This window comes from Ectobacillus antri (assembly GCF_003852715.1).
Classification (GTDB): Bacteria; Bacillota; Bacilli; order Bacillales; family Bacillaceae_G; genus Ectobacillus; species Ectobacillus antri.
Window position 1 is genome coordinate 252773 of the sequence record NZ_RIAV01000002.1, and the last position, 23447, is coordinate 276219.

The window sequence follows — 23447 nt, forward strand, 5'->3', positions numbered from 1 at the left end:
CAATGGAAAAACAATATTTAACGGTTACAGCGTTAACCCGTTATCTAAAAGCGAAAATGGATAGGGATGTGCATTTGCAGCAAGTTTGGCTAAAGGGAGAAATTTCAAACTTTAAATATCATAGCCGTGGGCATATGTATTTTACCTTAAAAGATGAACAAGCACGCATTTCAGCAGTTATGTTTGCCAGCGCGAATCGTAGAATGGCTTTTCGTCCCGAAGATGGAATGAAGGTACTGGTTAAAGGTCAAATCAGTATATATGAAGCGGGTGGAAACTATCAAATGTATGTACAAGATATGCAAGCTGATGGAATAGGAAATTTGTATCTCGCTTACGAGCAGTTAAAGGCGCAGTTAGAACGCGAAGGTCTGTTTTCTCAAGTGTATAAAAAACCATTGCCTGCTTATCCACGTACCATTGGTGTCATCACTTCTCCAACCGGCGCTGCAGTTCGCGATATTGTAACTACGATTAAAAGGCGATACCCTATTGCTGATATTATGATATTGCCTGCTTTGGTACAAGGAGAGTTTGCCGCAGCTTCTATCGTGCGGGCTATTGAACAAGCAAATTTGCGCAGTGATATCGATGTATTAATCGTAGGGCGTGGTGGTGGTTCTATTGAAGAGCTATGGGCATTTAATGAAGAACCCGTGGCACGTGCTATTTTTAACAGTCACATTCCACTTATCTCTGCGGTAGGACATGAAACAGATTTCACAATTGCAGATTTTGTAGCTGACTTAAGAGCACCTACACCAACCGCAGCTGCTGAACTGGCGGTTCCGAGTATGGTAGAAATTGAAGAGAGAATTGGGCAGCGAAGACTTAGATTGCAACGCGCATTGCGTGAGGTTATAAATAGTAAAAAAGAGCAGCTTCAATCATTGCAATCTTCCTATATACTTCGACATCCGAAGCAGTTGTACATGCAAAAGGAAGAGCTTTTAGACCGGCTGATCGATCGATTAGCACAAGGTGCGACACGCTATCAGCAAAATCAGCAACGTTTGCTTGAACGTTTACAGCTTCGTTTGCAGGCAGAACATCCTGCCCAAAAGATAGCTGTATCCAAGCAGCAAGCTTACATGCTTCGTAAGCAGCTTGAAAGAGAAATGAAAGATATACTATCAGCTCATGAACATACATTTTTAAGAGTTGCGGAAAAGCTAGCGATTTTAAGTCCATTGCAAGTAATGATTCGCGGATACAGCGTGGCTTATAAAGAACAACGGATTGTAAACAGCGTAAAGCAATTGGAGCCGGGTGATACAATCTCAGTTAGGCTAACAGATGGAATTGCAGATTGTCATGTATGGGGAATTGAGGAGCGTGAATTGAATGAAAAAACAAATGAACTTTGAAGAAGCTATTGCCGCGCTTGAGCAGATTGTATTGAAGCTTGAACAAGGTGATGTACCGCTTGAAGAAGCGATCACCTATTTCAAAGAAGGAATGGAGCTTTCTAAACTCTGTGATGATAAATTAAAACATGTGGAACAACAAATGACGACTATTTTAAGTGAAGACGGTCAACTGCGCCCGTTTCAAGGGGAAGGCACATGATGAATTTTACAACTTTCGCAAAAGAAAACAAACAGTTTATTGAACATGAGCTCATAGCTTTTGTTGAACGATTAGAGAGTCCATCCATTTTGAAGGAATCCATGTTGTATTCGTTACAAGCAGGTGGAAAGCGAGTGCGACCGTTGTTATTGTTTGCAACACTTGAGGCTTTTGGTAAACCAAAGGAATTAGGAATGGCAACAGCATGTGCATTAGAAATGATTCATACGTACTCTTTAATTCACGATGATTTGCCATGTATGGATGATGATGATCTGCGCAGGGGTAAACCAACTAACCACAAAGTATTTGGAGAGGCAATCGCCACGCTTGCGGGAGACGCTTTACTTACGATGGCATTCGAGGTTATTGCACGTTACTCACATAGTGATGTAACACCAGAAATCAGGCTACGCATCATTTCTGAATTGGCTAATGCCGCCGGTCCAGAGGGAATGGTCGCTGGTCAAGTAGCGGATATGCAAGGAGAAGGACAATCGTTGTCTGTTGTTGATTTAGAGTATATTCACAGACGTAAAACAGGAAGACTGTTGGAGTTTGCGGTACTAGCAGGTGCAGTATTAGCAGGAGCGAATGAGGAACAGGTTGACAAATTGCTTGTATTTGCTGCAAATCTAGGGTTGGCGTTTCAAATTCGTGATGATATTTTAGACGTAGAGGGAACAGAAGCTGAGATTGGTAAACCGGTGGGCAGCGATATCGGAAACGGAAAGAGTACGTATACAGAGTTACTTTCAATAGAAGGTGCGAAAATAGCTCTGTATGAAACAGCAGAAAAAGCAAGAAACGCTATTGATGACCTGGAATTGAATACGGTCTACTTGCACGCGCTTTGTGACCTGGTAGTAAACAGAAACAATTAAAGGGACTTTTGTTGAGCAATATTTCATTTTATGGTATAAATGAAACACAAAGTTTTTTTCATTATCATCGGTAAAACTATATAGAAATGGTAGCCGTTATCACTTTGTGTTAGCGGCTATTTTTTCATAACCCTTTAAAAAGGTGTCTTGCACGCTGTTTAGCTGACTTAAGGGTATATGCGGTGGAATACAAGAGTGCCTGTTACATGGTGAGGGTTTCCGGATAAAAATAATTTCGATTATGAGATGAAAGTGAGTGGTCCTGATGGATCTGACGCAAATTCAAAATCCAGGTTTTTTGAAAAAGATGTCAGTTGACGAACTGGTGGCGTTGAGCGCAGATATACGTGAGTTTTTAATTAAGGAATTGTCTACGACCGGCGGACATATTGCGCCTAATCTTGGAGTTGTCGAGTTGACGATTGCTCTTCATAAAGTATTTAACAGTCCTCAAGATAAATTCTTGTGGGATGTGGGACATCAATCTTATGTACATAAAATTTTAACAGGGCGAGCTAAAGATTTTGGAACACTTCGTCAATATAAAGGACTTTGTGGGTTTCCTAAACGTTGTGAAAGTGAGCATGATGTATGGGAAACTGGTCATAGCTCAACGTCTCTATCCGCTGCAATGGGGATGGCGATTGCTCGTGATTTAAAGAAAACAAAGGAATACATTGTACCAATTATCGGTGACGGTGCTTTAACGGGTGGTATGGCATTAGAGGCACTAAATCATATTGGTCATGAGAAAACAGATATTACTGTAATTTTAAATGATAATGAGATGTCCATTGCCCCGAACGTAGGGGCATTGCACAATGTACTGGGACGTTTGCGTACAGCAGGAAAATATCATTGGGTAAAAGATGAACTAGAGTATCTACTAAAAAAAATCCCAGCAGTAGGCGGCAAGGTTGCTGCTACAGCGGAGCGTTTGAAAGATAGCTTAAAATATATGCTTGTCTCTGGTGTATTCTTTGAAGAACTTGGCTTTACTTATCTCGGTCCAGTGGATGGGCATGATTTTGAAAGCTTGTTGGAAAACTTGCATTATGCTAAGAAGACCAAAGGGCCTGTTCTTGTTCATGTAATTACGAAAAAAGGGAAGGGTTATAAACCAGCTGAAAGTGATGTAATTGGTACTTGGCACGGAACAGGTCCTTATAAAATCGAATCAGGCAATTTTGTTGGGCCTGCCAGCGCACCGCCAGCATGGAGTAAAGTAATCAGTGAAACGGTCCGTAAACTGGCGAGGGAAGATTCGCGCATTGTAGCTGTTACACCGGCAATGCCAGTGGGTTCTAAATTAGAAAACTTTGCGAAGGAATTTCCAAATCGTATGTTTGATGTGGGAATTGCAGAACAACATGCGACAACAATGGCAGCAGGGCTTGCAACACAAGGGATGAAACCGTTTTTGGCAATTTACTCTACATTCTTGCAACGCGCGTACGATCAGGTTCTACATGATGTATGTCGTCAGAACCTCAATGTGTTTTTCGGAATTGACCGTGCTGGATTGGTAGGAGCAGATGGAGAGACTCATCAAGGTGTATTTGACATTGCATTTTTACGCCATATGCCAAACTTGGTCATTATGATGCCTAAGGATGAAAACGAAGGACAGCATATGGTATATACGGCTCTTTCTTATGACAAAGGTCCAATTGCTTTGCGTTATCCGCGCGGTAATGGGTATGGTGTACAAATGGAGGAAGAGCTAAAAGCAATCCCAATCGGTACGTGGGAAACCTTACGTGAAGGTGAAGATGCGGCTATTTTAACGTTTGGTACAACCATTCCTATGGCAATGGAAGCCGCTGAAATTCTTGCAGAAAACGGGATATCTGTTAAAGTTGTTAATGCGCGCTTTATTAAGCCGATGGATGAGGTGTATTTACATGAACTTCTTGGTGCAAATATGCCAGTGCTAACCATTGAAGAAGCTTGCTTAGCTGGTGGATTCGGAAGTGCAGTTGTAGAGTTTGCCCAAGAAAAAGGCTATCAAGCGAAAATTGACCGCATGGGAATTCCGGATGTATTTATCGAGCATGGCAGTGTAGATAAGTTGCTTGAAGAGATTGGCATGACAACAAAAGATACGGTAGAGCGTGTACAAGCGTTGTTGCCGTCAAAAGAAAAAAGGGCGTAATGTATGAAAAAAGAAAGAATTGATGTTTTGTTAGTAGAACGCGGTCTCGTGGAAACGCGAGAAAAAGCGAAGCGCGCCGTGATGGCTGGACTTGTGTATATGAATGAAGAACGTGTAGACAAGCCAGGTGAAAAAGTTTCATCTGATGCAGTAATAACAGTAAAAGGTCAACTTATGCCTTATGTGAGTAGAGGTGGCTATAAGTTAGAAAAAGCGCTACAAGAGTTCGATATTCATTTACAAGATAAGATTATGATTGACATCGGAGCATCTACAGGTGGCTTTACTGATTGTGCGTTACAAAATGGAGCGAAGCTGTCCTATGCACTTGATGTAGGATATAATCAGCTTGCATGGAAACTTCGTCAAGATCCCCGTGTTATTGTAATGGAGCGTACAAATTTTCGGTATGTTACACCAGCGGATTTGCAAAAAGGTCTACCGGAATTTGCGAGTATTGATGTATCGTTTATCTCATTGCGGTTGATTTTGCCTGTTTTAAAAACGATGCTTATGCCAGGTGGTGATGTTGTTGCCCTTATTAAACCACAATTTGAGGCCGGAAAAGATCAAGTAGGAAAAAAAGGAATTGTTAGGGACGCAAAGGTACATGTTAAGGTTATTGAAAACATTGTGATATTTGCATTGGATCAAGGATATGATGTGCATCAGTTAACGTATTCTCCAATTACAGGAGGAGACGGTAATATTGAATTTTTAGTCCATTTAAAATGGCAAGGAAACAAGGAATGTGGAGAAAATTATATGAAGCAAACTTTTGGGCAAGTTGTGGAAGAGGCACATCATATCTTGAAACAAGCTAAGGAGGAGTAACGAGCGTTGCTCCTCTTTTTGTAAACAGTCAGTAAATTATGGTGTAATAACAGAAACAAAATATATGGGAGCCTTATAGTGTTACAAAACAAATATGTACAATCTTTGTACTATCAGTTAACATTAGGGATGACGACGGAAAAATTTTTAAGTTTGTGTGAGGTGCAAGTGATGAACAAGGGTCAGCGCCATATTAAAATTAGAGAAATTATTGCAAGCAAAGAAATTGAAACACAAGACGAGCTTGTAGATATTTTGCGAAATAGTGGCTTTAATGTGACACAAGCAACAGTGTCGCGAGATATTAAAGAATTACATTTAGTAAAGGTACCTTTACATGATGGTAGATACAAGTACAGTTTACCAGCGGACCAACGATTTAATCCATTGCAAAAATTAAAACGCAATTTAGTGGATGCATTTGTAAAAATGGATACAGCAGGTCATATGATTGTATTGAAAACACTACCTGGAAACGCAAACGCTTTAGGGGCTTTGATAGACTATTTGGAGTGGGATGAAATTTTAGGAACCATTTGCGGAGATGATACATGTTTGATTATTTGTCGAACTCCGGAAGATACGAACGTGGTGTCGGAGAAATTCCTAAATATGTTATGATGTTAATGAGGTGAATAAGCATTGTTATCGGAGTTATCAATTAAAAACTTTGCTATTATAGAAGCATTGAATATTTCATTTGAAAAAGGCCTTACGGTGCTTAGCGGTGAAACGGGGGCAGGTAAATCCATTATCATTGACGCCATTCATTTGTTGGTTGGAGGAAGAGGGTCTGCGGAATTCGTCCGTTATGAAACAGAGAAGGCTGAAATTGAAGGATTATTTTACTTAGATGATGAACAACACCCTTGTATAGAAAAGCTGCAAGAGTTTGATATTGATGTCTCTGATGGAATGATGATTTTAAAGCGAGATATTTCAGCAACTGGCAAAAGTACTTGTCGAATTAACGGAAAGTTAGTTACGCTTAGTATGCTAAAAGATGTTGGTAAAACATTAGTGGATATACATGGGCAGCATGAAACACAAGATCTTATGTCGGAAGATAGACACATGTTCTTATTGGATTCATTTGATAATGATGCTGTATCTAAGCAATTGGAGCGTTATCGCTCGTTTTTTGAACAATACGAGCAAACAAAGAAAAAACTGAACGCGCTGACCAATAATGAACAGCAAATGGCTCATCGTTTGGATTTAATTCAATTTCAGCTCGAAGAAATTAGAAAAGCAGATTTACAAGTGGGAGAAGATGAGGAACTCTTAGAAGAGCGTGTGAAAATCTCTAATTTCGAAAAAATTTACAAATCTCTCAGTGATGCATATCGTTCTTTAGCAGGGGATGATTGTGGTTTAGACCATGTTCGTTACGCGATGAATGAGGTAGAGGCTGTTTCTGATTTGGACACTTCATTACAAGGTATCCATGAAAGTGTTGCTAATAGTTATTATGTACTTGAGGACATGAGTTATCAGTTACGTGAGAAGCTAGATATGATGGAATATGATCCGGCTCGTCTTGATTATATTGAAACGAGACTGAATGAAATTCGTACATTAAAGCGTAAATATGGTGAATCTGTCCAAGATATTTTAATGTATGCGGATAAAATAGAAGAAGAAATAGCAACCATTGAGAATAAAGATGTACATATTGAAGCGACTCGAAAGCAACTAAAGCAGTTAGAAGAGCAAGTAATGAAAGAAGCTGTTAGGTTAAGTGATTTGCGACATAGCCTTGCGGTGCATCTGACAGAAGCCATTCATAAAGAGTTGCAGGAATTGTATATGGCAAAAACCACTTTTAAAATTATGTTAGACAAGCAATTGGGCGGCGCGGATGATCCTGTGGTAGATGGTGTATCAGTACGGTTAACATCAACAGGCTACGACCAAGTAGAATTTTACATTTCCACTAATCCAGGTGAACCGCTCAAACCGTTATCTAAGGTTGCATCCGGCGGCGAATTATCACGCATTATTTTAGCGCTTAAAAGTATTTTTAGTAAGCATCAAGGTGTTACTTCTGTTATTTTTGATGAAGTAGACACTGGCGTTAGCGGCAGAGTTGCACAAGCCATTGCAGAAAAAATTTATCGAGTTTCTATCGGCTCTCAAGTGTTATGTATCACTCACCTTCCGCAAGTTGCTTCAATGGCGGATACGCATTTGTTCATTCGTAAGCAAATTGAAGATAACCGTACAAAAACATCTGTAGCAAAGCTTAGGGACGAAGAAAAGGTAATTGAAATTGCTCGTATGATTTCAGGTGTGGAAATAACAGAGGTTACAACGCAACATGCGCGTGAATTATTACAGCAAGCACATAATCTAAAAGCAGAAGCTATCCAATAATAGGATAGCTTTTTTGCATCTCCCAGTTATAAACAGAGCCATACAAGGAGAAATTAAAAGATGAAGCCACTTGGCTGAATGTGGGTAGAAGCGAGGAGAGTGAAAGGATTGAAATTGGAACATATTCGGAAATTATTTGGTGCATTTCTCCTTATCTCGCTTCTTGTAATGGGATTTTGTACGCCCGTTCGAGAATTGATTGCAATTCCGAAGGACGTTGTTTTATTTGAGGGACAACATTCTAAGTTGTCAGGTAAGCGCGTATTTGAAGTTATCTCTTCAAATCCTTCCATTTTCACTGTAGATAGTAAAGAGACTATGGCTGTAGCTGCTCATGAAAGTGGAGAAGCGGATATGGTATTGCAGCTAGCTGGATTTCCTGTCAAAACAGTAAATGTAAAGGTATTGAAAGACTTCAAAGTTCTTCCTGGTGGACAATCAATAGGTGTCAAATTAAATGCAAAAGGCGTATTGGTAGTAGGTCATCATTTAATCCAAACAGAAACCGGAAAAGTATCGCCTGGTGAAATTGCAGGTATCAAAGTTGGCGATATGATTACAAAGATTAATGGTAAAGAAATTGAACGAATGAGTGATGTTGCGCCGTTTATTCAAAATAGTGGTACAACGGGCGAAGCACTTGATCTTGTCGTTCTCCGTGATTCTAAGTACATTCAAACAAAACTTAAGCCTGTAAAGGACAAAGGTGATTCTTCTTATCGAATTGGATTGTATATTCGAGATTCTGCTGCTGGAATTGGGACAATGACCTTCGTGCATCCTGAATCCATGAAATACGGGGCGCTAGGACACGTTATTTCAGACAGTGATACAAAAAAACCAATTGAAGTAGAGGATGGACAAATTATGCGCTCCACTGTAACGTCCATTCAAAAAGGAAGCAATGGAGATCCGGGGGAAAAATTAGCGCGTTTTTCACCAGATCGTGAAGTAATTGGAAACATTACAATCAATAGTCCGTTTGGGATATTCGGTAAATTGGACACTCAAATCCGTAATGGTATTATGGATCAAGCGCTCCCAATTGCTTTATCTAGTCAAGTAAAAGAAGGCAAAGCGCAAATTTTAACAGTGGTTGAGGGAGATAAGGTAGAGGCTTTTGATATTGAAGTTGTAAGCAGTGTTCCTCAAAAAGCACCTGCAACAAAAGGTATGATTGTAAAAATTGTGGACAAACGTTTACTTGAAAAAACAGGTGGTATTGTACAAGGGATGAGCGGAAGCCCTATCATACAAGATGGTAAGCTTATTGGTGCAGTAACGCATGTATTTGTAAACGATCCTACCTCAGGTTATGGTGTTCATATTGAGTGGATGCTTCATCAAGCAGGTATCAATATTTATGAGCAGCAAGAACATGGGAAGAAAGCGAGCTGAAATACAGCTCGCTTTTTAGTTTTTGTCCTTTCTAAGGTTTCTAAGTACTGCTTTTTGTTGTACAATAGAATATAAATGCATATTTTGTTTCGTAAATAAACATAATACAATTGTGAATGTTGATACTCTTGTGACATTATGATAAATATGATAGGAAATTGACGAAAAAACGAGTAAAAAGGAGCAAAACAGAGGTTTTTTTGCTTTTTTAGTAAATTAAGTAAAAGTTAAAAGGATATATTAAACAATTGTCGAAAACTACATGTACAAACCTGTGTTTTCGTTTAGGGAGAAGTAAATAGGGGGAGGAAAAGCTGTGGAGAAGATTAAGGTGTGTCTTGCCGATGACAACAAAGAATTAGTATCCATGCTAGAAGGATATGTATCTGCCCAAAATGATATGGAAGTGATTGGTGTTGCGTACAATGGGCAAGAGTGCATTGATTTAATGAAGGAAAAGAACCCGGACGTACTTGTGTTGGACATTATTATGCCCCATCTTGATGGGTTGGCTGTACTTGAAAAGTTGCGCGCGATGGATAAATTGAAACAACCCAATGTAATTATGTTGACGGCGTTTGGACAAGAGGATGTAACAAAGAAAGCTGTAGATTTAGGTGCTTCCTATTTTGTATTAAAGCCATTTGATATGGAAAATTTAACAAATCAAATTCGTCAGGTGAGTGGAAAGACAAATTCCATTATTAAACGCCCACTCCCTGTATTTCGTACAAATACAGATGGAAAGCCGAAAAATTTAGATGCTAGCATTACAACGATTATTCACGAGATTGGTGTTCCTGCCCATATTAAAGGTTATATGTATCTACGTGAAGCGATTTCAATGGTGTATAATGATATTGAACTTCTTGGTTCAATTACGAAAGTTCTGTATCCGGATATTGCAAAAAAATATAATACAACTGCAAGTCGAGTGGAGAGAGCCATTCGTCATGCCATTGAGGTGGCGTGGAGCCGCGGAAATATCGATTCCATTTCGTCTTTGTTCGGGTATACGGTTTCTATGTCAAAAGCGAAGCCGACAAATTCCGAATTTATTGCAATGGTCGCAGACAAACTAAGACTAGAGCATAAGGCATCTTGAGAGAGTTAGGCTTGAAACACTGTCTGTAAGGCAGTGTTTTTTGCTTTTCAGTACTAACAGGAGGAGTCATATACATGATTGTTAAAGAAAACTTAGAAGAAGCACTACACAATTTAAAACAAACGTTACAAGGGAAAGAATATCGTATGCTACACAGTGTGCAAGATGAAGGGGCTGAAAAAGGCTTTTTAGGGCAAATTTACAATCCTTTTGCACCGGATGAAATATTATACGAGATTGTTGCTTATCATAATATTGAGAAAAGCACAGTGCAGTTACGGTCGACAGGTATTGCAGAAGCGACCTTTTCATTTTATGTGCGACGTAAGCAGCAAGGTATTTCTTTGTTAGTGCAATATTTTGAGTTACTGGATTATGATTTTATTGATGCATTGTTTCATGTAATTGTAAAAACCAATCCTGTATTAAAGCAAATATGGAATGATTGCACGGAACAAGAACGTGAGGACATGGTTTTATATGTAAAAGATGTGTTATTGTCAGCTGGATTACCTGTGCTAGATATGCCTTCTTTAATGATTGAAGATATGTTACAAGACGCCGGTGTTTTATAGCTAGCCTCTGTTAAGAGTGCCTGTTGGTTTCCGTTGTAGGAGTTTGCTTTCCGCCTGGCGGTCAGGGAGCCTCCCTAAATGGCTACGCTCCTGTGGTCTCTCTGTTGCCATTATCAACATAGGGTTTTAACGTAGCTATCGGTTAAAAAGCACCTGCAAAAATCTTGTTGACAAGATTTTTGCAGGTGCTTTTTTGTTTAGTCGCTTTTTTGTTTTTCAAGTTCAACAAGCTTTTGAACTAAAATATGCTGCGGCATATGCATTAATTGTTCTAATGGTACATTTAATGCTTTTGCTAACTTAACTGCAGTTTCAGGTGATAATTGTAATGGTCGCATAGCGTGGGTCCCTCCTTTTTCTAAGTGAATGTTTAACGTTTAAAGCGAGCTTGCACCTTGTTTCTTTTTCGGTCGCGGTGAAGAATAAAGCCTCCGAATATGTAAATACCAATCGCGAAGCTTGCGGCGCCCACAAGAAATTGCAGGGGCAGTGAAGGAATGGGAGATAACAAAATGCCAAATACAGTATCCCGCATTAATTTAATGCCGATAATTGCCATAATAACGGGAATAAGAGCAAGTAGTAGTGCGATATAGCGATGCAAGGTAAGTCCCCCTTTCATTCGTCCCTCTGTTGCCTAATACAGTGAATTACATTTCTCTTTAACAGCATCTTATATATATTGTGAATTTGTCAAGTGTATATTGGTAAGGTAAGATGAGAGTATGAAAAAATTTGCATATGTGAGAGGTGTCATGATGAAGCGAAAAGTCATGATTGTAGGAGCCGGAGTGGGTGGTACGGCTATTTTAAGGCTTATACATCGTTCGAACGTTGCTGAGGTAATAGCGGTGGTTGATATTAATGTCAATGCAGAGGGAATTCAGTTGGCGAAAGATATAGGGGTTGCTACGTATGTGCATTGGTCTAACGCGCCTCAAGCTGATATTGTGTTTGATGCAACAGGTAATCGCTATGTATATGAAGAGCTTGTGCAAAGATACGGGGAAGAAACGTTTGTGGTGTCCGGAGCTATGTCCGATATTATTGTGCGTCTGCTTACTGAAAAGAATGAACTTATTAGACGTTTAGAAGAGCAAACTCATCAGCGAGATCTTATTTTCAATTCGGCTCACGATGGCATGATTGTTGTAGACCCAAAAGGAAAAATTCTACTCTTTAATCATAGTGCAGAAAAGATGATTGGGTATAATAAAGCTGACGTAATTGGCAAGTATATCTTGGAAATCGTGCCGAAGAGTCAGTTGCCACGTGTTTTAGAAACAAAACAAATCGAAGTGCATCAAGAAGTAGAACTTGAAAATGGCAAACGCATTATCTCAACCAGAATTCCGATTATTGGTGAGCGAGGGGAGTTGCAAGGTGCTTTTTCGGTATTTACAGATATTACAGAAATTGTAAATTTGGCCGAAGAGGTGACTGATCTTAAAGAGGTCCACACACTTTTGCAAGCAATTATTCAATCTTCGGAAGAAGCGATTTCAGTAGTGGATGAACAAGGTCGCGGTCTCCTTATTAATCCAGCATATACAAGGATGACTGGATTGTCACAGGAGGAAGTTATCGGAAAGCCAGCGACAGCGGATATCGCAGAAGGAGAAAGTATGCATATGCGCGTATTAAAAACGCGTCGTCCTGTAAGAGGTATTCAAATGAAGGTAGGTCCTAAAAAAAGAGATGTGGTGGTCAATGTTGCACCCGTTATTGTAGATGGCGTACTTAAGGGAAGTGTGGGAGTCATTCGTGATGTATCTGAAATTCAGAAATTGACTAATGAATTAAGTCGTGCACGACAAATTATCCGAACTTTAGAGGCGAAGTATTCTTTTGAAGATATTATCGGTGTATCTGAAGGTATCACTTCAGCTATAGAGCAAGCAAAAATGGGGGCCGATACACCGGCAACTGTACTTTTGCGCGGTGAGTCCGGAACTGGAAAAGAATTGTTTGCTCATGCGATTCATAATGAAAGCAGCCGTAAATATAACAAATTTATTCGAGTCAATTGTGCTTCTATATCTGAATCTTTATTGGAAAGCGAATTGTTTGGGTATGAAGAGGGTGCCTTTTCAGGAGCAAAGCGCGGAGGCAAACGAGGTTTTTTTGAAGAAGCGAACAATGGAAGTATTTTTTTGGATGAAATTGGAGAACTTTCTGCTGGCACACAGGCAAAATTATTACGTGTCTTGCAAGAAAAAGAAATTGTTCGTGTTGGAGGAACAAAAGCAATTCCGATTAATGTACGGGTTATTGCTGCTACTAATGTCAACTTAGAAAAGGCAATTGCAGAAGGACGTTTTCGTGAAGATCTATATTATCGCTTGAACAAAATTCCAATTTATATCCCTCCGTTACGGGAGCGTAAAGAAGATATAGAGAGTATAGCAACGAGGTTGATTCAAAAAATCAACCAAGATTATGGGCGGAATGTAGAAGGGTTGACCGGTGATGCAATACGTGTACTGCAAAATCATGAATGGCCAGGGAATGTAAGGGAGCTCGAAAATATTCTAGGAAGAGCTATCATCTTTATGGCGTCAGGAGATTTGTATATTGATGTATTGCACTTACCGACACTCGGGAAGTCTTCACCTGTACCACGCGTTCATGTTGGTTCGGTTTCAGAAGGGTCCTTGGAAGATATGGTAGTGCAATTTGAGGGAGAAAGAATAGTTGAATGCTTAGAGCGTTGTGGAGGAAACAAAACCCAAACGGCCAAGATGCTCGGTATTTCCGTACGAAATTTATATTACAAACTTGAAAAATATAATCGTGCAAAAAATAGCATGCAATAAATTGCGTATAACGCAATTTATTGCATGGTTATTTCGCCTGACTGTTAAGATACAGAAAATTTCGTTTGTAAGCGTTATCCCTTGCTATTATGGGAATAATATGAGAGGTTTTTAAAAATAATGCGTATTTTTAAAAGTTGGCATGCTATTTGCTTTATTAAGAGTGACGGCGATGAGAAAGGATTGAATGCATATGAAGTTAGAAACGCTTATCGACCGCGCCGCATTGCAGCCCAAAGTAATAGCTGTAGCGGCGGCTGAAGATAATGAAGTAATAGAAGCTGTAGCAAAATCCATACAGGCAGGATTAGCTCACTTTATATTATTTGGAGATGAAACCAAAATTGAAGGTTTGTTAAGATTTTACAACATCTCCGATTCTGCTGCAGTTACAGTACGTCATTGTACACAGCCTGCTGAAATGGCTGTACGTGCTGTCAAAGAAGGAAAAGCAGATATTTTGATGAAGGGGAATATTGCAACGGCAACTCTTTTAAAGGCAGTGCTTAATAAAGAGTATGGCCTTCGAAAAGGAAAGGTTCTATCGCATGTTGCGCTGTTTGAAGTGCCTGGTTATGATCGCTTGATCTTTTTGACAGATGTTGCAATGAATATTGCGCCTGATTTAGAACAAAAGGTCGCTATTATACAAAATGCTGTACAGGTAGCGAACTCCATTGGTGTCAAAATGCCGAAGGTGGCGCCTCTTGCAGCAGTAGAGGTAGTAAATCCTGCAATGCAGGCTACTATAGATGCGGCGCTTTTAGCACAGATGAATCGTCGTGGGCAGATTACCAATTGTATAGTAGACGGACCATTGGCATTGGATAACGCCATCTCAAAAATAGCAGCTGAACATAAAGGTATCACAGGGGATGTTGCAGGTCAGGCAGATATTTTACTTGTTCCAAATATTGAGAGTGGAAATGTACTTTATAAATCGCTAGTGTACTTTGCGAATGCGAAAGTAGGAGCGATCATTGCGGGTGCGAAGGCACCGATTGTATTAACATCAAGAGCGGATTCAGCGGAAGCCAAGTTGTATTCAATTGCACTTGCCGTTGCAACTGCTTCATTATAAAAAAGGGGGATTTTACAATGGAAATTTTCAAATATATGGAGAAATATGATTACGAGCAATTGGTATTCTGTCAAGATAAAGAGTCAGGCTTAAAAGCGATTATTGCAATTCATGATACAACGTTAGGTCCAGCCTTAGGTGGAACAAGAATGTGGCAATACGCGTCTGAAGAAGCAGCTATTGAAGATGCACTTCGTCTTGCGCGTGGTATGACGTACAAAAACGCAGCGGCGGGTCTTAACCTTGGCGGTGGTAAAACAGTTATTATTGGTGATGCAAGAAAGGACAAAAATGAAGCGATGTTCCGTGCATTTGGTCGCTTTATCCAAGGATTAAACGGACGTTACATCACAGCCGAAGATGTTGGTACAACTGTGGATGACATGGATATTATTCATGAGGAAACGGATTTTGTAACAGGTATTTCACCTTCTTTCGGTTCTTCTGGTAATCCGTCTCCTGTAACAGCTTTTGGGGTGTACCGTGGTATGAAGGCAGCGGCAAAAGAAGCATTCGGAACGGATAGCTTGGAAGGAAAAGTAATTGCGATTCAAGGGGTAGGGAATGTAGCATACAACCTATGTAAATATTTACATGCCGAAGGTGCGCAGCTAATTGTTACAGACATCCATAAAGAGTCTGTACAGCGTGCTGTAGAAGAGTTTGGTGCTAAAGCGGTTAGTCCAGAAGATATTTACGGTGTAGAGTGTGATATTTATGCACCTTGTGCATTAGGTGCAACTGTAAATGATGAAACAATTAAGCAATTAAAAGCGAAAGTGATTGCGGGCGCTGCGAATAACCAGTTAAAAGAAGCTCGTCATGGTGACATCATTCATGAAATGGGGATTGTATATGCGCCGGATTATGTAATCAACGCAGGTGGTGTAATCAACGTTGCAGATGAACTTTATGGTTATAACAGAGAGCGTGCGCTGAAGAAGGTAGAAGGTATTTACGATAATATTGCTAAGGTTATTGAGATTTCTAAACGTGACGGAATTCCAACGTACTTAGCTGCAGATCGTCTTGCAGAAGAGCGCATTGAGCGTATGAAAAATTCTAGAAGCACATTTCTAAAAAACGGCCACCACATTTTAAGCCGCCGTTAATGACCAAGAAGATGAGGAAACTCATCTTCCTGTAAGTTTATGGAGGGAAAAACATTGTCTAGTTTTCGTATTCTTGTAATTAATCCCGGAAGTACATCCACTAAAATTGGTGTGTTTGATGATGAACGTCCAATTTTTGAAGAAACTATTCGTCACGATGAAGAAGAAATTGCAAAATACAAACGCATCATTGATCAATATGAATTTAGAAAAAGAACCATCCTAGAAGTGTTGCATGCGCAAGGAATTAATATATCAAAGCTAAGTGCTGTTTGTGGCAGAGGTGGATTGCTTCGTCCGATTGAGGGCGGAACTTATGCAGTGAATGAAGCAATGCTTGCTGACTTGCGTGCTGGCTATAGTGGTCATCATGCTTCAAACTTGGGCGGGATTTTAGCGCATGAGATTGCAACAGGATTAAATATCCCTGCATTTATTGTAGACCCGGTTGTGGTTGATGAAATGGAGAAAGTTGCTAAGATAAGTGGTGTGGCTGGAATCGAGCGCAAAAGTATTTTTCACGCATTAAACCAAAAGGCAGTAGCGCGCAGTGTTGCCAAAGGTTTGAAGCAAAAGTATGAAAAGTTGAATTTAATTGTGACACACATGGGCGGAGGCATTACAGTTGGTGCTCATAAGCAAGGGCGTGTCATTGATGTAAATAACGGACTACATGGGGACGGTCCATTTAGCCCTGAGCGTGCAGGTACTGTACCTGCAGGTCAGCTTGTTGAAATGTGCTTTTCCGGTGAATACTACCGAGATGAAATTATGAAGAAGCTTGTTGGTCAAGGGGGACTGGTTGGTCTTCTTGGCACGAATGATGCAAGGAAAGTTGAGGAGCGGATTGAAGCAGGGGATCAAGAAGCTGCTCTTGTATATAAGGCAATGGCTTATCAAATTGCGAAGGAAATTGGAGCGGCTAGCGCTGTACTTCGTGGTAAGGTCGACGCCATTATTTTAACCGGTGGGCTAGCTTACAGCAAAAGGCTAGTCGAAGACATTAAATCCCATATTGATTGGATTGCTGATGTGATTGTACATCCTGGTGAAAACGAATTACAGGCTTTGACAGAAGGTGCGCTGCGTGTACTTCGCGAAGAAGAAGAAGCAAAAGAATATACGGTAGGGAAAAAAGTGAGGGATTCCTATGGCAACAGAGTATGATTTGGTCATCATCGGAGGCGGAACAGGTGGTTATGTAGCTGCTATACGCGCTTCACAATTAGGATTAAAGACAGCTTTGGTGGAAAGCGGTAAGCTTGGCGGAACGTGTTTACATGCTGGGTGTATTCCAAGTAAAGCGTTGCTTCGTAGTGCGGAAGTATTTGCAACGGCGAAAAAAAGTGCTGAATTTGGTGTTATGACGAGTGATGTAACATTGGATTTCACGAAGGTACAAGAGAGAAAAAATAACATAGTTGATCAATTGCACAAAGGTGTGCAACATTTAATGAAACAAGGAAAAATAGATGTGTATGAGGGATATGGACGTATTCTTGGACCGTCTATTTTTTCACCGATGCCGGGTACAGTGTCCGTAGAAATGAACAATGGTTCTGAAAATGAAATGCTAATTCCGAAAAATGTAATTATTGCAACAGGTTCTCGTCCAAAATCACTTCCAGGGTTAGAATTGGATGGAGAGCATGTGTTATCTTCGGACCATGCCTTGCAACTTCAAACATTACCTGCATCAATCATTATCGTAGGAGGCGGCGTAATTGGAATTGAGTGGGCGTCTATGCTGTCTGATTTCGGTGTTGATGTAACAGTGATTGAATATGCGGATCGTATTTTACCTTTAGAAGACCAAGATATTTCTAAAGAAATGCAGCGTCTATTTAAGAAAAAGGGCATAAAAGTTGTAACCAATGCAAAAGTATTGCCTGATACGCTTGTAAAAGCAGAAGGTGTTTCTATTAAAGCTGAGCATAATGGGGTAGAGAAAGAGTTTTCTGCTGAAAAAATGCTTGTATCTGTAGGACGTCAAGCTAATATTGAAAATATTGGTCTTGAGAATACTGATATTATAGTTGAAAAGGGCTACATTAAAACTAATGCTTACTATCAAACGAAGGAATCACATATATACGCAATTGGAGATGTGATTGGTGGCTTACAGCTTGCGCATGTTGCTTCGAATGAAGGAATTGTCGCGGTAGAACACATCGCAGGTCAAAATCCCGATGTATTGGATGCGTCACTTATCTCAAAATGCGTGTACAGTAGCCCTGAGGTTGCATCAGTTGGTTATACAGAACAAGAAGCAAAGGAAAAAGGATTTACGGTGAAAACAGGTAAGTTTTCATTCCGTGCCATTGGCAAAGCGCTTGTATATGGAGAAGCTGATGGTTTTGTAAAGCTGGTTGTAGACGAAAAAACAGATGATTTACTTGGTGTGCATATGATTGGTCCTCATGTGACAGATATGATTTCGGAAGCGGGACTTGCACGTGTATTGGACGCAACACCTTGGGAGATTTCTAAAACGATTCACCCCCATCCTTCCTTGTCGGAGGCGATTGGTGAGGCGGCGCTTGCAGTGTACGGAAAAGCATTGCATTCTTAATTTCGGGAGGATATGAACATGACTGAAAATGTAAAAGCGAAACGTCATGAAGAGCTAGGCTTGAGTGATGAAACAGTATTAGAAATGTATCGTACGATGCTATTGGCGCGTAAGATTGATGAGCGCATGTGGCTGTTAAACCGTGCCGGTAAAATTCCATTTGTTATTTCTTGTCAAGGTCAAGAGGCAGCGCAAGTAGGAGCAGCATTCGCACTTGATCGCAATAAAGATTATGTTCTTCCTTATTATCGTGATATGGGCGTTGTATTAACATTTGGTATGACAGCAAAAGACTTAATGCTTTCTGCTTTTGCAAAAGCGGAAGATCCAAACTCAGGCGGCCGCCAAATGCCTGGACACTTTGGTCAAAAGAAAAATCGTATTGTAACAGGTTCTTCACCGGTTACAACGCAAGTACCTCATGCGGTAGGTGTAGCACTTGCAGGTCGTATGGAAGGCAAAGATTTAGTAACATTCGTTACGTTTGGTGAAGGCTCTTCTAACCAAGGAGATTTCCATGAAGGTGCTAACTTTGCAGGTGTGCATAAGTTGCCTGTTATTTTCATGTGTGAAAATAATAAATATGCAATTTCAGTACCAATTGAGAAGCAACTTGCCTGCGAAAAGGTTTCTGATCGTGCAATCGGTTATGGTATGCCAGGATTTACAGTAGACGGAAATGATCCTCTAGAGGTATATAAAGCTGTAAAAGAAGCGGCGGATCGTGGTCGACGTGGCGAAGGCCCGACGTTAATTGAGACGATTTCTTATCGTTTGACAGCGCACTCCAGTGATGATGATGATCGCGCATATCGCTCCAGAGAAGAAGTGGAGGAAGCGAAACAAAAAGATCCGATTTATACGTTTGGATTGTACTTAAAAGAAGTTGGTTTGTTAACAGATGAGTTGGAAAAACAAATTACGAACGAGATTATGCAAGTTGTAAACGAAGCAACAGATTATGCGGAAAAAGCGCCATACGCGGATCCGGAATCTGCATTAAAGCACGTATACGCGGAATAAGGGGGAAGTATTAATGGCTGTAATGTCTTATATTGACGCGATTACTTTGGCAATGCGCGAAGAAATGGAACGCGACAAGCGCGTATTTGTATTAGGAGAAGATGTTGGTTTAAAGGGCGGAGTATTCAAAGCAACGCAAGGATTGTATGATCAGTTTGGAGAAGACCGTGTAATGGATACGCCACTTGCTGAATCTGCCATTGCTGGCGTAGCAATTGGCGCTGCAATGTATGGTATGCGTCCTATTGCAGAAATGCAATTTGCAGATTTTATTATGCCGGCTGTCAATCAAATTATTTCTGAAGCGGCACGCATTCGTTATCGTTCAAATAATGATTGGACTTGTCCTCTTACAGTTCGCGCTCCGTTTGGTGGCGGTGTGCACGGTGCTTTATATCACTCTCAATCTGTCGAAGCGGTATTTGCAAATCAACCTGGTTTGAAAATTGTTATTCCATCAACGCCTTATGATGCTAAAGGACTGTTAAAAGCAGCAATCCGTGACGAAGATCCGGTATTATTCTTCGAGCACAAGCGTGCGTACCGTTTGATTAAAGGTGAAGTACCGGAAGAGGATTATGTATTACCGATTGGTAAGGCTGATGTGAAACGTGAAGGTGATGATATTACTGTTATCACATACGGTCTTTGCGTACACTTTGCTCTGCAGGCAGCAGAGCGCTTGGCGCAAGATGGTATTTCTGCCCATGTATTAGATTTGCGCACGATTTATCCACTTGATAAAGAAGCGATTATCGAAGCGGCATCTAAAACAGGTAAAGTACTTCTTGTTACTGAAGACAACAAAGAAGGTAGCGTCATGAGTGAAGTAGCTGCTATTATTGCCGAGCATTGCTTGTTTGATTTAGATGCACCGATTGCACGTTTGGCTGGTCCGGATGTACCTGCAATGCCATATGCACCAACAATGGAAAAATTCTTTATGGTTAATCCGGATAAAGTAGAAAAAGCAATGCGCGATTTGGCTGCATTCTGATTGAGGAGGAAATTGGGATGTCTGTAGAAAAAATTACGATGCCTCAGCTCGGTGAGAGTGTAACGGAAGGCACAATTAGTAAATGGCTTGTAGCTGTAGGAGATCGTGTGAATAAGTACGATCCACTTGCAGAAGTAATGACTGATAAAGTGAATGCCGAGATTCCATCTTCTTTTGCCGGTATTATTAAAGAATTAATTGCTGGTGAAGGAGATACATTAGCAGTGGGAGAAGTTATCTGTCTTATAGAATTAGAAGGTACTGAGGTTTCAACACCTGCAGTAGAGGCAGAAACTGAAATGAAAGCTGAAGCAGCGCTGGTAAAAAGTGATGTACCGAAAGCGCGTTACTCTCCGGCTGTCTTAAAACTTGCAGGTGAGCATAACATTGATTTGAATCAAGTACAAGGAACAGGTATGAATGGCCGTATTACTAGAAAAGACTTGCTGAAAATAATTGAAACTGGAAACATTCCAGCACCTGTGGCAGTGGCGCAATCTATAGCTTCAACACCAGTTATTGAAGCCACAAAAGCAGAGCAACCGAAAGCGGCAGTTTCAACACGAGTTATTGAAGCCGCAAAAATAGAGCAACCGAAAGTGGCAGCTCCAACAGCTGAAGCTGCAAAGTCAGTTTCTATATCTGCGATGCCAGGGGATATTGAGATTCCTGTTTCCGGTGTACGTAAAGCAATTGCCGCAAATATGTTACGTAGTAAGCATGAAGCACCTCATGCATGGATGATGGTGGAAGTAGATGTAACCAACCTGGTAACGTATCGCAATAGCTTAAAAGATGAGTTTAAAAAGCGTGAAGGCTTCAATTTGACGTTCTTTGCTTTCTTTGTGAAAGCAGTGGCACAAGCGCTCAAAGAATTCCCGCAAATCAACTCCATGTGGGCGGGCGACAAAATTATTCAAAAGAAAGATATTAACCTCTCCATTGCTGTAGCAACTGAAACAGAATTGTTCGTACCAGTAATCAAACATGCGGATGAAAAATCCATTAAAGGTATTGCACGGGAAATCACGGAATTGGCTCATAAAGTAAGAACAAAAACATTAAAGAGTGAAGATATGCAAGGTGGAACGTTTACTGTTAATAATACTGGCTCTTTCGGATCAGTACAATCTATGGGTATCATCAACTATCCACAAGCTGCTATTTTACAAATTGAATCCATCGTAAAACGTCCGGTCATTATGGAAGGTGGTATGTTTGCGGCACGTGACATGGTAAACCTTTGTTTATCTCTTGACCATCGTGTTCTTGATGGTCTCATTTGTGGCAAGTTTTTAGCCCGTGTAAAAGAAATTTTGGAGAATGTATCAAAAGAAAATACATCGGTTTATTAAATGAAAGCTCACCTACTCGGTGAGCTTTTTCTTGTTTTCCACGTGGGTACGATACAAATTTGCTAAAACATGAGTACGATACAACTCTAATTTCCGTTGTTCATGCTTGGAAATACCAACTGATTTTAACTGCTGGATATACCAGCCTTTTGAATAAATGTGTGCCATATACGCCCTCCTCATAAATGACTATTATTGTATATATGCAAAAATAGTCTAAGAAGAACAAAATACATATATCGCTGAGGAATTGGTTCAAACTATAAAAAAGGAGGGAAGCTATGCATTTGTTTTCACATGCCGAGCATTTGACAGCTATAGAATGGATTCTTCGTGCCGTTATTGCTTACGTGTTTTTACTGCTGGCTGCCAAGTTAATGGGGCAGAGATCCATTGCACAGTTGCGATTTGCGGATGTGGTGCTGGCTTTGTTGTTAGGAGGAAACCTATCTAATCCATTGACAGATGAAAGGTTAGATTTGGGGGGAGCTATGATTACAACCTTTGTTTTAATCGTATTACATGCATCCAGCTCTGCCTTAAGTTTGAAGTGGGAACGATGGAGAACTTTTTTGGAACCGTCTCCCCTTTTATTAATTCGGAACGGGGATTTGCAATTAAAGAATTTACAGCGTGCGCGAATTAGTATTGATTATCTTTTTTCAGAATTACGACTGCAAAATATTGATACGTTTGATAAGGTTGGAGTAGCATTTTGGGAACCTGGGGGAAATATTTCTGCTTTTCTAAAACCTGAATATGAGCCTCTTGCTCGAAGAGATGTAAATATAAAAGGGGAAGCAACGGAGCTGCCTGTTATCGTAATTAAGCAAGGGAAAATTCGTAAAGAAGCACTAGCATCTCTCGGAAACAGCGAAGCTTGGATACATGAACAATTGCAGGATATAGTCCTTACTAATGTTTTATTAGCAACAGCTAATAGCAAAGGAATTGTCCATCTCATTTTAGAAAAATAGTTGCTGCTTTAGATGCAATATATCAGAATAAAGTATATAGAGTATGAGATGGAGGTTTTTATGGGATACGTGGAGAACCTAAGAGCTCTTGTTGGGCATAGAGCTCTTATTTTGGTAGGAGCAGTAGTATTAATTTTACGTAACGAACAAGTTTTGTTGCAGCAACGCAATGAACCGCAGCAAAGATGGGGGCTGCCGGGTGGGTTGATGGAACTGGGCGAATCACCCGAAGAAACAGCAAAAAGAGAAGTAGAAGAAGAAACTGGTTTACTTGTGGATGATTTGCGGCTCATTGAAGTATTTTCAGGTAAAAATTACTTAGTGAAGCTCCCAAATGGTGATGAATTTCAAACTGTGACAGTAGCCTATCATACAAAAATGTTTAATGGGGAGTTCAAGCAAAATGAGGAAACGTTGAAGTTGCAGTTCTTCTCGCTGAATGCCTTACCTGATTGTATGGTAGGTTCACATCAAATCATTATAGAAACATATAAATCGTTGATGGAAAAGCGCGCTTGAAAAGCGTGCTTTTGTCATGTTACTTTGAATTTGCCCTTTGCGCCATATGAAAAATTATAATAAGATTTATATGAGTGATAATTTAGAAAATTTTATATT

23 protein-coding genes are annotated in these 23447 nt (G+C 40.2%); 20 read left to right on the forward strand and 3 right to left on the reverse strand.

All coding sequences use genetic code 11. From position 1 onward, the window contains the following. The first annotated feature begins 2 nt into the window (after positions 1-2). The 10 genes from xseA to EEJ45_RS03815 all read left to right on the forward strand — a co-directional run bounded on the left by xseA (position 3) and on the right by EEJ45_RS03815 (position 10896). Positions 3-1367 (forward strand): exodeoxyribonuclease VII large subunit, encoded by a 1365-nt coding sequence (xseA, locus tag EEJ45_RS03770; RefSeq protein WP_124563446.1) that lies wholly within the window; start codon positions 3-5, stop codon positions 1365-1367. Then, positions 1345-1569, forward strand: a complete 225-nt coding sequence (locus EEJ45_RS03775; protein WP_124563447.1) for an exodeoxyribonuclease VII small subunit — start codon at positions 1345-1347, stop codon at positions 1567-1569. Before xseA ends, EEJ45_RS03775 begins: the two co-directional genes overlap by 23 nt. Further along, positions 1566-2453, forward strand: a complete 888-nt coding sequence (locus tag EEJ45_RS03780; RefSeq protein ID WP_124563448.1) for a polyprenyl synthetase family protein — start codon at positions 1566-1568, stop codon at positions 2451-2453. Before EEJ45_RS03775 ends, EEJ45_RS03780 begins: the two co-directional genes overlap by 4 nt. A 265-nt stretch (positions 2454-2718) precedes the next feature. Beyond that, entirely contained in the window at positions 2719-4608 is a 1890-nt protein-coding gene (gene dxs / locus EEJ45_RS03785; protein WP_124563449.1) for a 1-deoxy-D-xylulose-5-phosphate synthase, read from the forward strand. 3 nt (positions 4609-4611) lie between these two features. Further along, positions 4612-5442, forward strand: coding sequence for a TlyA family RNA methyltransferase (locus EEJ45_RS03790; RefSeq protein ID WP_124563450.1), 831 nt, complete (start codon positions 4612-4614; stop codon positions 5440-5442). Positions 5443-5613: 171 nt separating this feature from the next. Beyond that, entirely contained in the window at positions 5614-6063 is a 450-nt protein-coding gene (ahrC, locus tag EEJ45_RS03795) for a transcriptional regulator AhrC/ArgR (RefSeq protein WP_124563555.1), read from the forward strand. A gap of 21 nt (positions 6064-6084) precedes the next feature. Further along, positions 6085-7818: a DNA repair protein RecN gene (recN, locus tag EEJ45_RS03800; protein ID WP_124563451.1), complete on the forward strand. Its 1734-nt coding sequence runs from the start codon at positions 6085-6087 to the stop codon at positions 7816-7818. Positions 7819-7917: 99 nt separating this feature from the next. Continuing rightward, on the forward strand, positions 7918-9216 hold the full coding sequence (gene spoIVB / locus EEJ45_RS03805) for a SpoIVB peptidase (RefSeq protein ID WP_124563452.1): 1299 nt from the start codon (positions 7918-7920) through the stop codon (positions 9214-9216). Positions 9217-9532: 316 nt separating this feature from the next. Then, positions 9533-10321, forward strand: a complete 789-nt coding sequence (spo0A, locus tag EEJ45_RS03810; RefSeq protein ID WP_124563453.1) for a sporulation transcription factor Spo0A — start codon at positions 9533-9535, stop codon at positions 10319-10321. Positions 10322-10395: 74 nt separating this feature from the next. Then, positions 10396-10896: a hypothetical protein gene (locus tag EEJ45_RS03815; protein WP_124563454.1), complete on the forward strand. Its 501-nt coding sequence runs from the start codon at positions 10396-10398 to the stop codon at positions 10894-10896. Positions 10897-11093: 197 nt separating this feature from the next. Here the strand turns inward: EEJ45_RS03815 and EEJ45_RS03820 are convergent, their stop codons facing one another. Further along, positions 11094-11234 (reverse strand): YycC family protein, encoded by a 141-nt coding sequence (locus EEJ45_RS03820; protein ID WP_124563455.1) that lies wholly within the window; start codon positions 11232-11234, stop codon positions 11094-11096. A 32-nt stretch (positions 11235-11266) separates the two neighbouring features. After that, complete coding sequence (locus tag EEJ45_RS03825) at positions 11267-11500, reverse strand: DUF2627 domain-containing protein (RefSeq protein WP_124563456.1); 234 nt, start codon at positions 11498-11500, stop codon at positions 11267-11269. A gap of 121 nt (positions 11501-11621) precedes the next feature. Between EEJ45_RS03825 and EEJ45_RS03830 the strand changes: the two genes are divergently transcribed. The 8 genes from EEJ45_RS03830 to EEJ45_RS03865 all read left to right on the forward strand — a co-directional run bounded on the left by EEJ45_RS03830 (position 11622) and on the right by EEJ45_RS03865 (position 21852). After that, complete coding sequence (locus EEJ45_RS03830) at positions 11622-13712, forward strand: sigma 54-interacting transcriptional regulator (RefSeq protein WP_380018252.1); 2091 nt, start codon at positions 11622-11624, stop codon at positions 13710-13712. 193 nt (positions 13713-13905) lie between these two features. Continuing rightward, positions 13906-14793: a phosphate butyryltransferase gene (gene yqiS, locus EEJ45_RS03835; RefSeq protein ID WP_124563457.1), complete on the forward strand. Its 888-nt coding sequence runs from the start codon at positions 13906-13908 to the stop codon at positions 14791-14793. A gap of 17 nt (positions 14794-14810) precedes the next feature. Further along, positions 14811-15905: a branched-chain amino acid dehydrogenase gene (gene bcd / locus EEJ45_RS03840; protein WP_124563458.1), complete on the forward strand. Its 1095-nt coding sequence runs from the start codon at positions 14811-14813 to the stop codon at positions 15903-15905. Positions 15906-15959: 54 nt separating this feature from the next. Then, positions 15960-17072: a butyrate kinase gene (gene buk / locus EEJ45_RS03845; protein ID WP_124563459.1), complete on the forward strand. Its 1113-nt coding sequence runs from the start codon at positions 15960-15962 to the stop codon at positions 17070-17072. After that, entirely contained in the window at positions 17056-18477 is a 1422-nt protein-coding gene (gene lpdA, locus EEJ45_RS03850; RefSeq protein ID WP_124563460.1) for a dihydrolipoyl dehydrogenase, read from the forward strand. Before buk ends, lpdA begins: the two co-directional genes overlap by 17 nt. Positions 18478-18495: 18 nt before the next feature. After that, positions 18496-19500 (forward strand): thiamine pyrophosphate-dependent dehydrogenase E1 component subunit alpha, encoded by a 1005-nt coding sequence (locus tag EEJ45_RS03855; protein ID WP_124563461.1) that lies wholly within the window; start codon positions 18496-18498, stop codon positions 19498-19500. A gap of 13 nt (positions 19501-19513) precedes the next feature. After that, on the forward strand, positions 19514-20497 hold the full coding sequence (bfmBAB, locus tag EEJ45_RS03860; protein ID WP_124563462.1) for a 3-methyl-2-oxobutanoate dehydrogenase subunit beta: 984 nt from the start codon (positions 19514-19516) through the stop codon (positions 20495-20497). A 17-nt stretch (positions 20498-20514) separates the two neighbouring features. Continuing rightward, positions 20515-21852, forward strand: a complete 1338-nt coding sequence (locus EEJ45_RS03865; RefSeq protein WP_124563463.1) for a dihydrolipoamide acetyltransferase family protein — start codon at positions 20515-20517, stop codon at positions 21850-21852. Between the two features lie 12 nt (positions 21853-21864). On the opposite strand, the gene EEJ45_RS03870 is transcribed toward EEJ45_RS03865, so the two are convergent. Continuing rightward, positions 21865-22020 (reverse strand): YflJ family protein, encoded by a 156-nt coding sequence (locus EEJ45_RS03870; protein WP_124563464.1) that lies wholly within the window; start codon positions 22018-22020, stop codon positions 21865-21867. 113 nt (positions 22021-22133) lie between these two features. Here EEJ45_RS03870 and EEJ45_RS03875 point away from each other — a divergent pair, with 113 nt between their 5' ends. Together EEJ45_RS03875 and EEJ45_RS03880 are read left to right on the forward strand one after the other, a co-directional pair. Further along, positions 22134-22829 (forward strand): DUF421 domain-containing protein, encoded by a 696-nt coding sequence (locus EEJ45_RS03875; RefSeq protein WP_124563465.1) that lies wholly within the window; start codon positions 22134-22136, stop codon positions 22827-22829. Positions 22830-22889: 60 nt separating this feature from the next. Continuing rightward, positions 22890-23348, forward strand: coding sequence for an NUDIX hydrolase (locus EEJ45_RS03880; protein ID WP_124563466.1), 459 nt, complete (start codon positions 22890-22892; stop codon positions 23346-23348). The last annotated feature ends 99 nt before the right edge of the window (positions 23349-23447 follow it).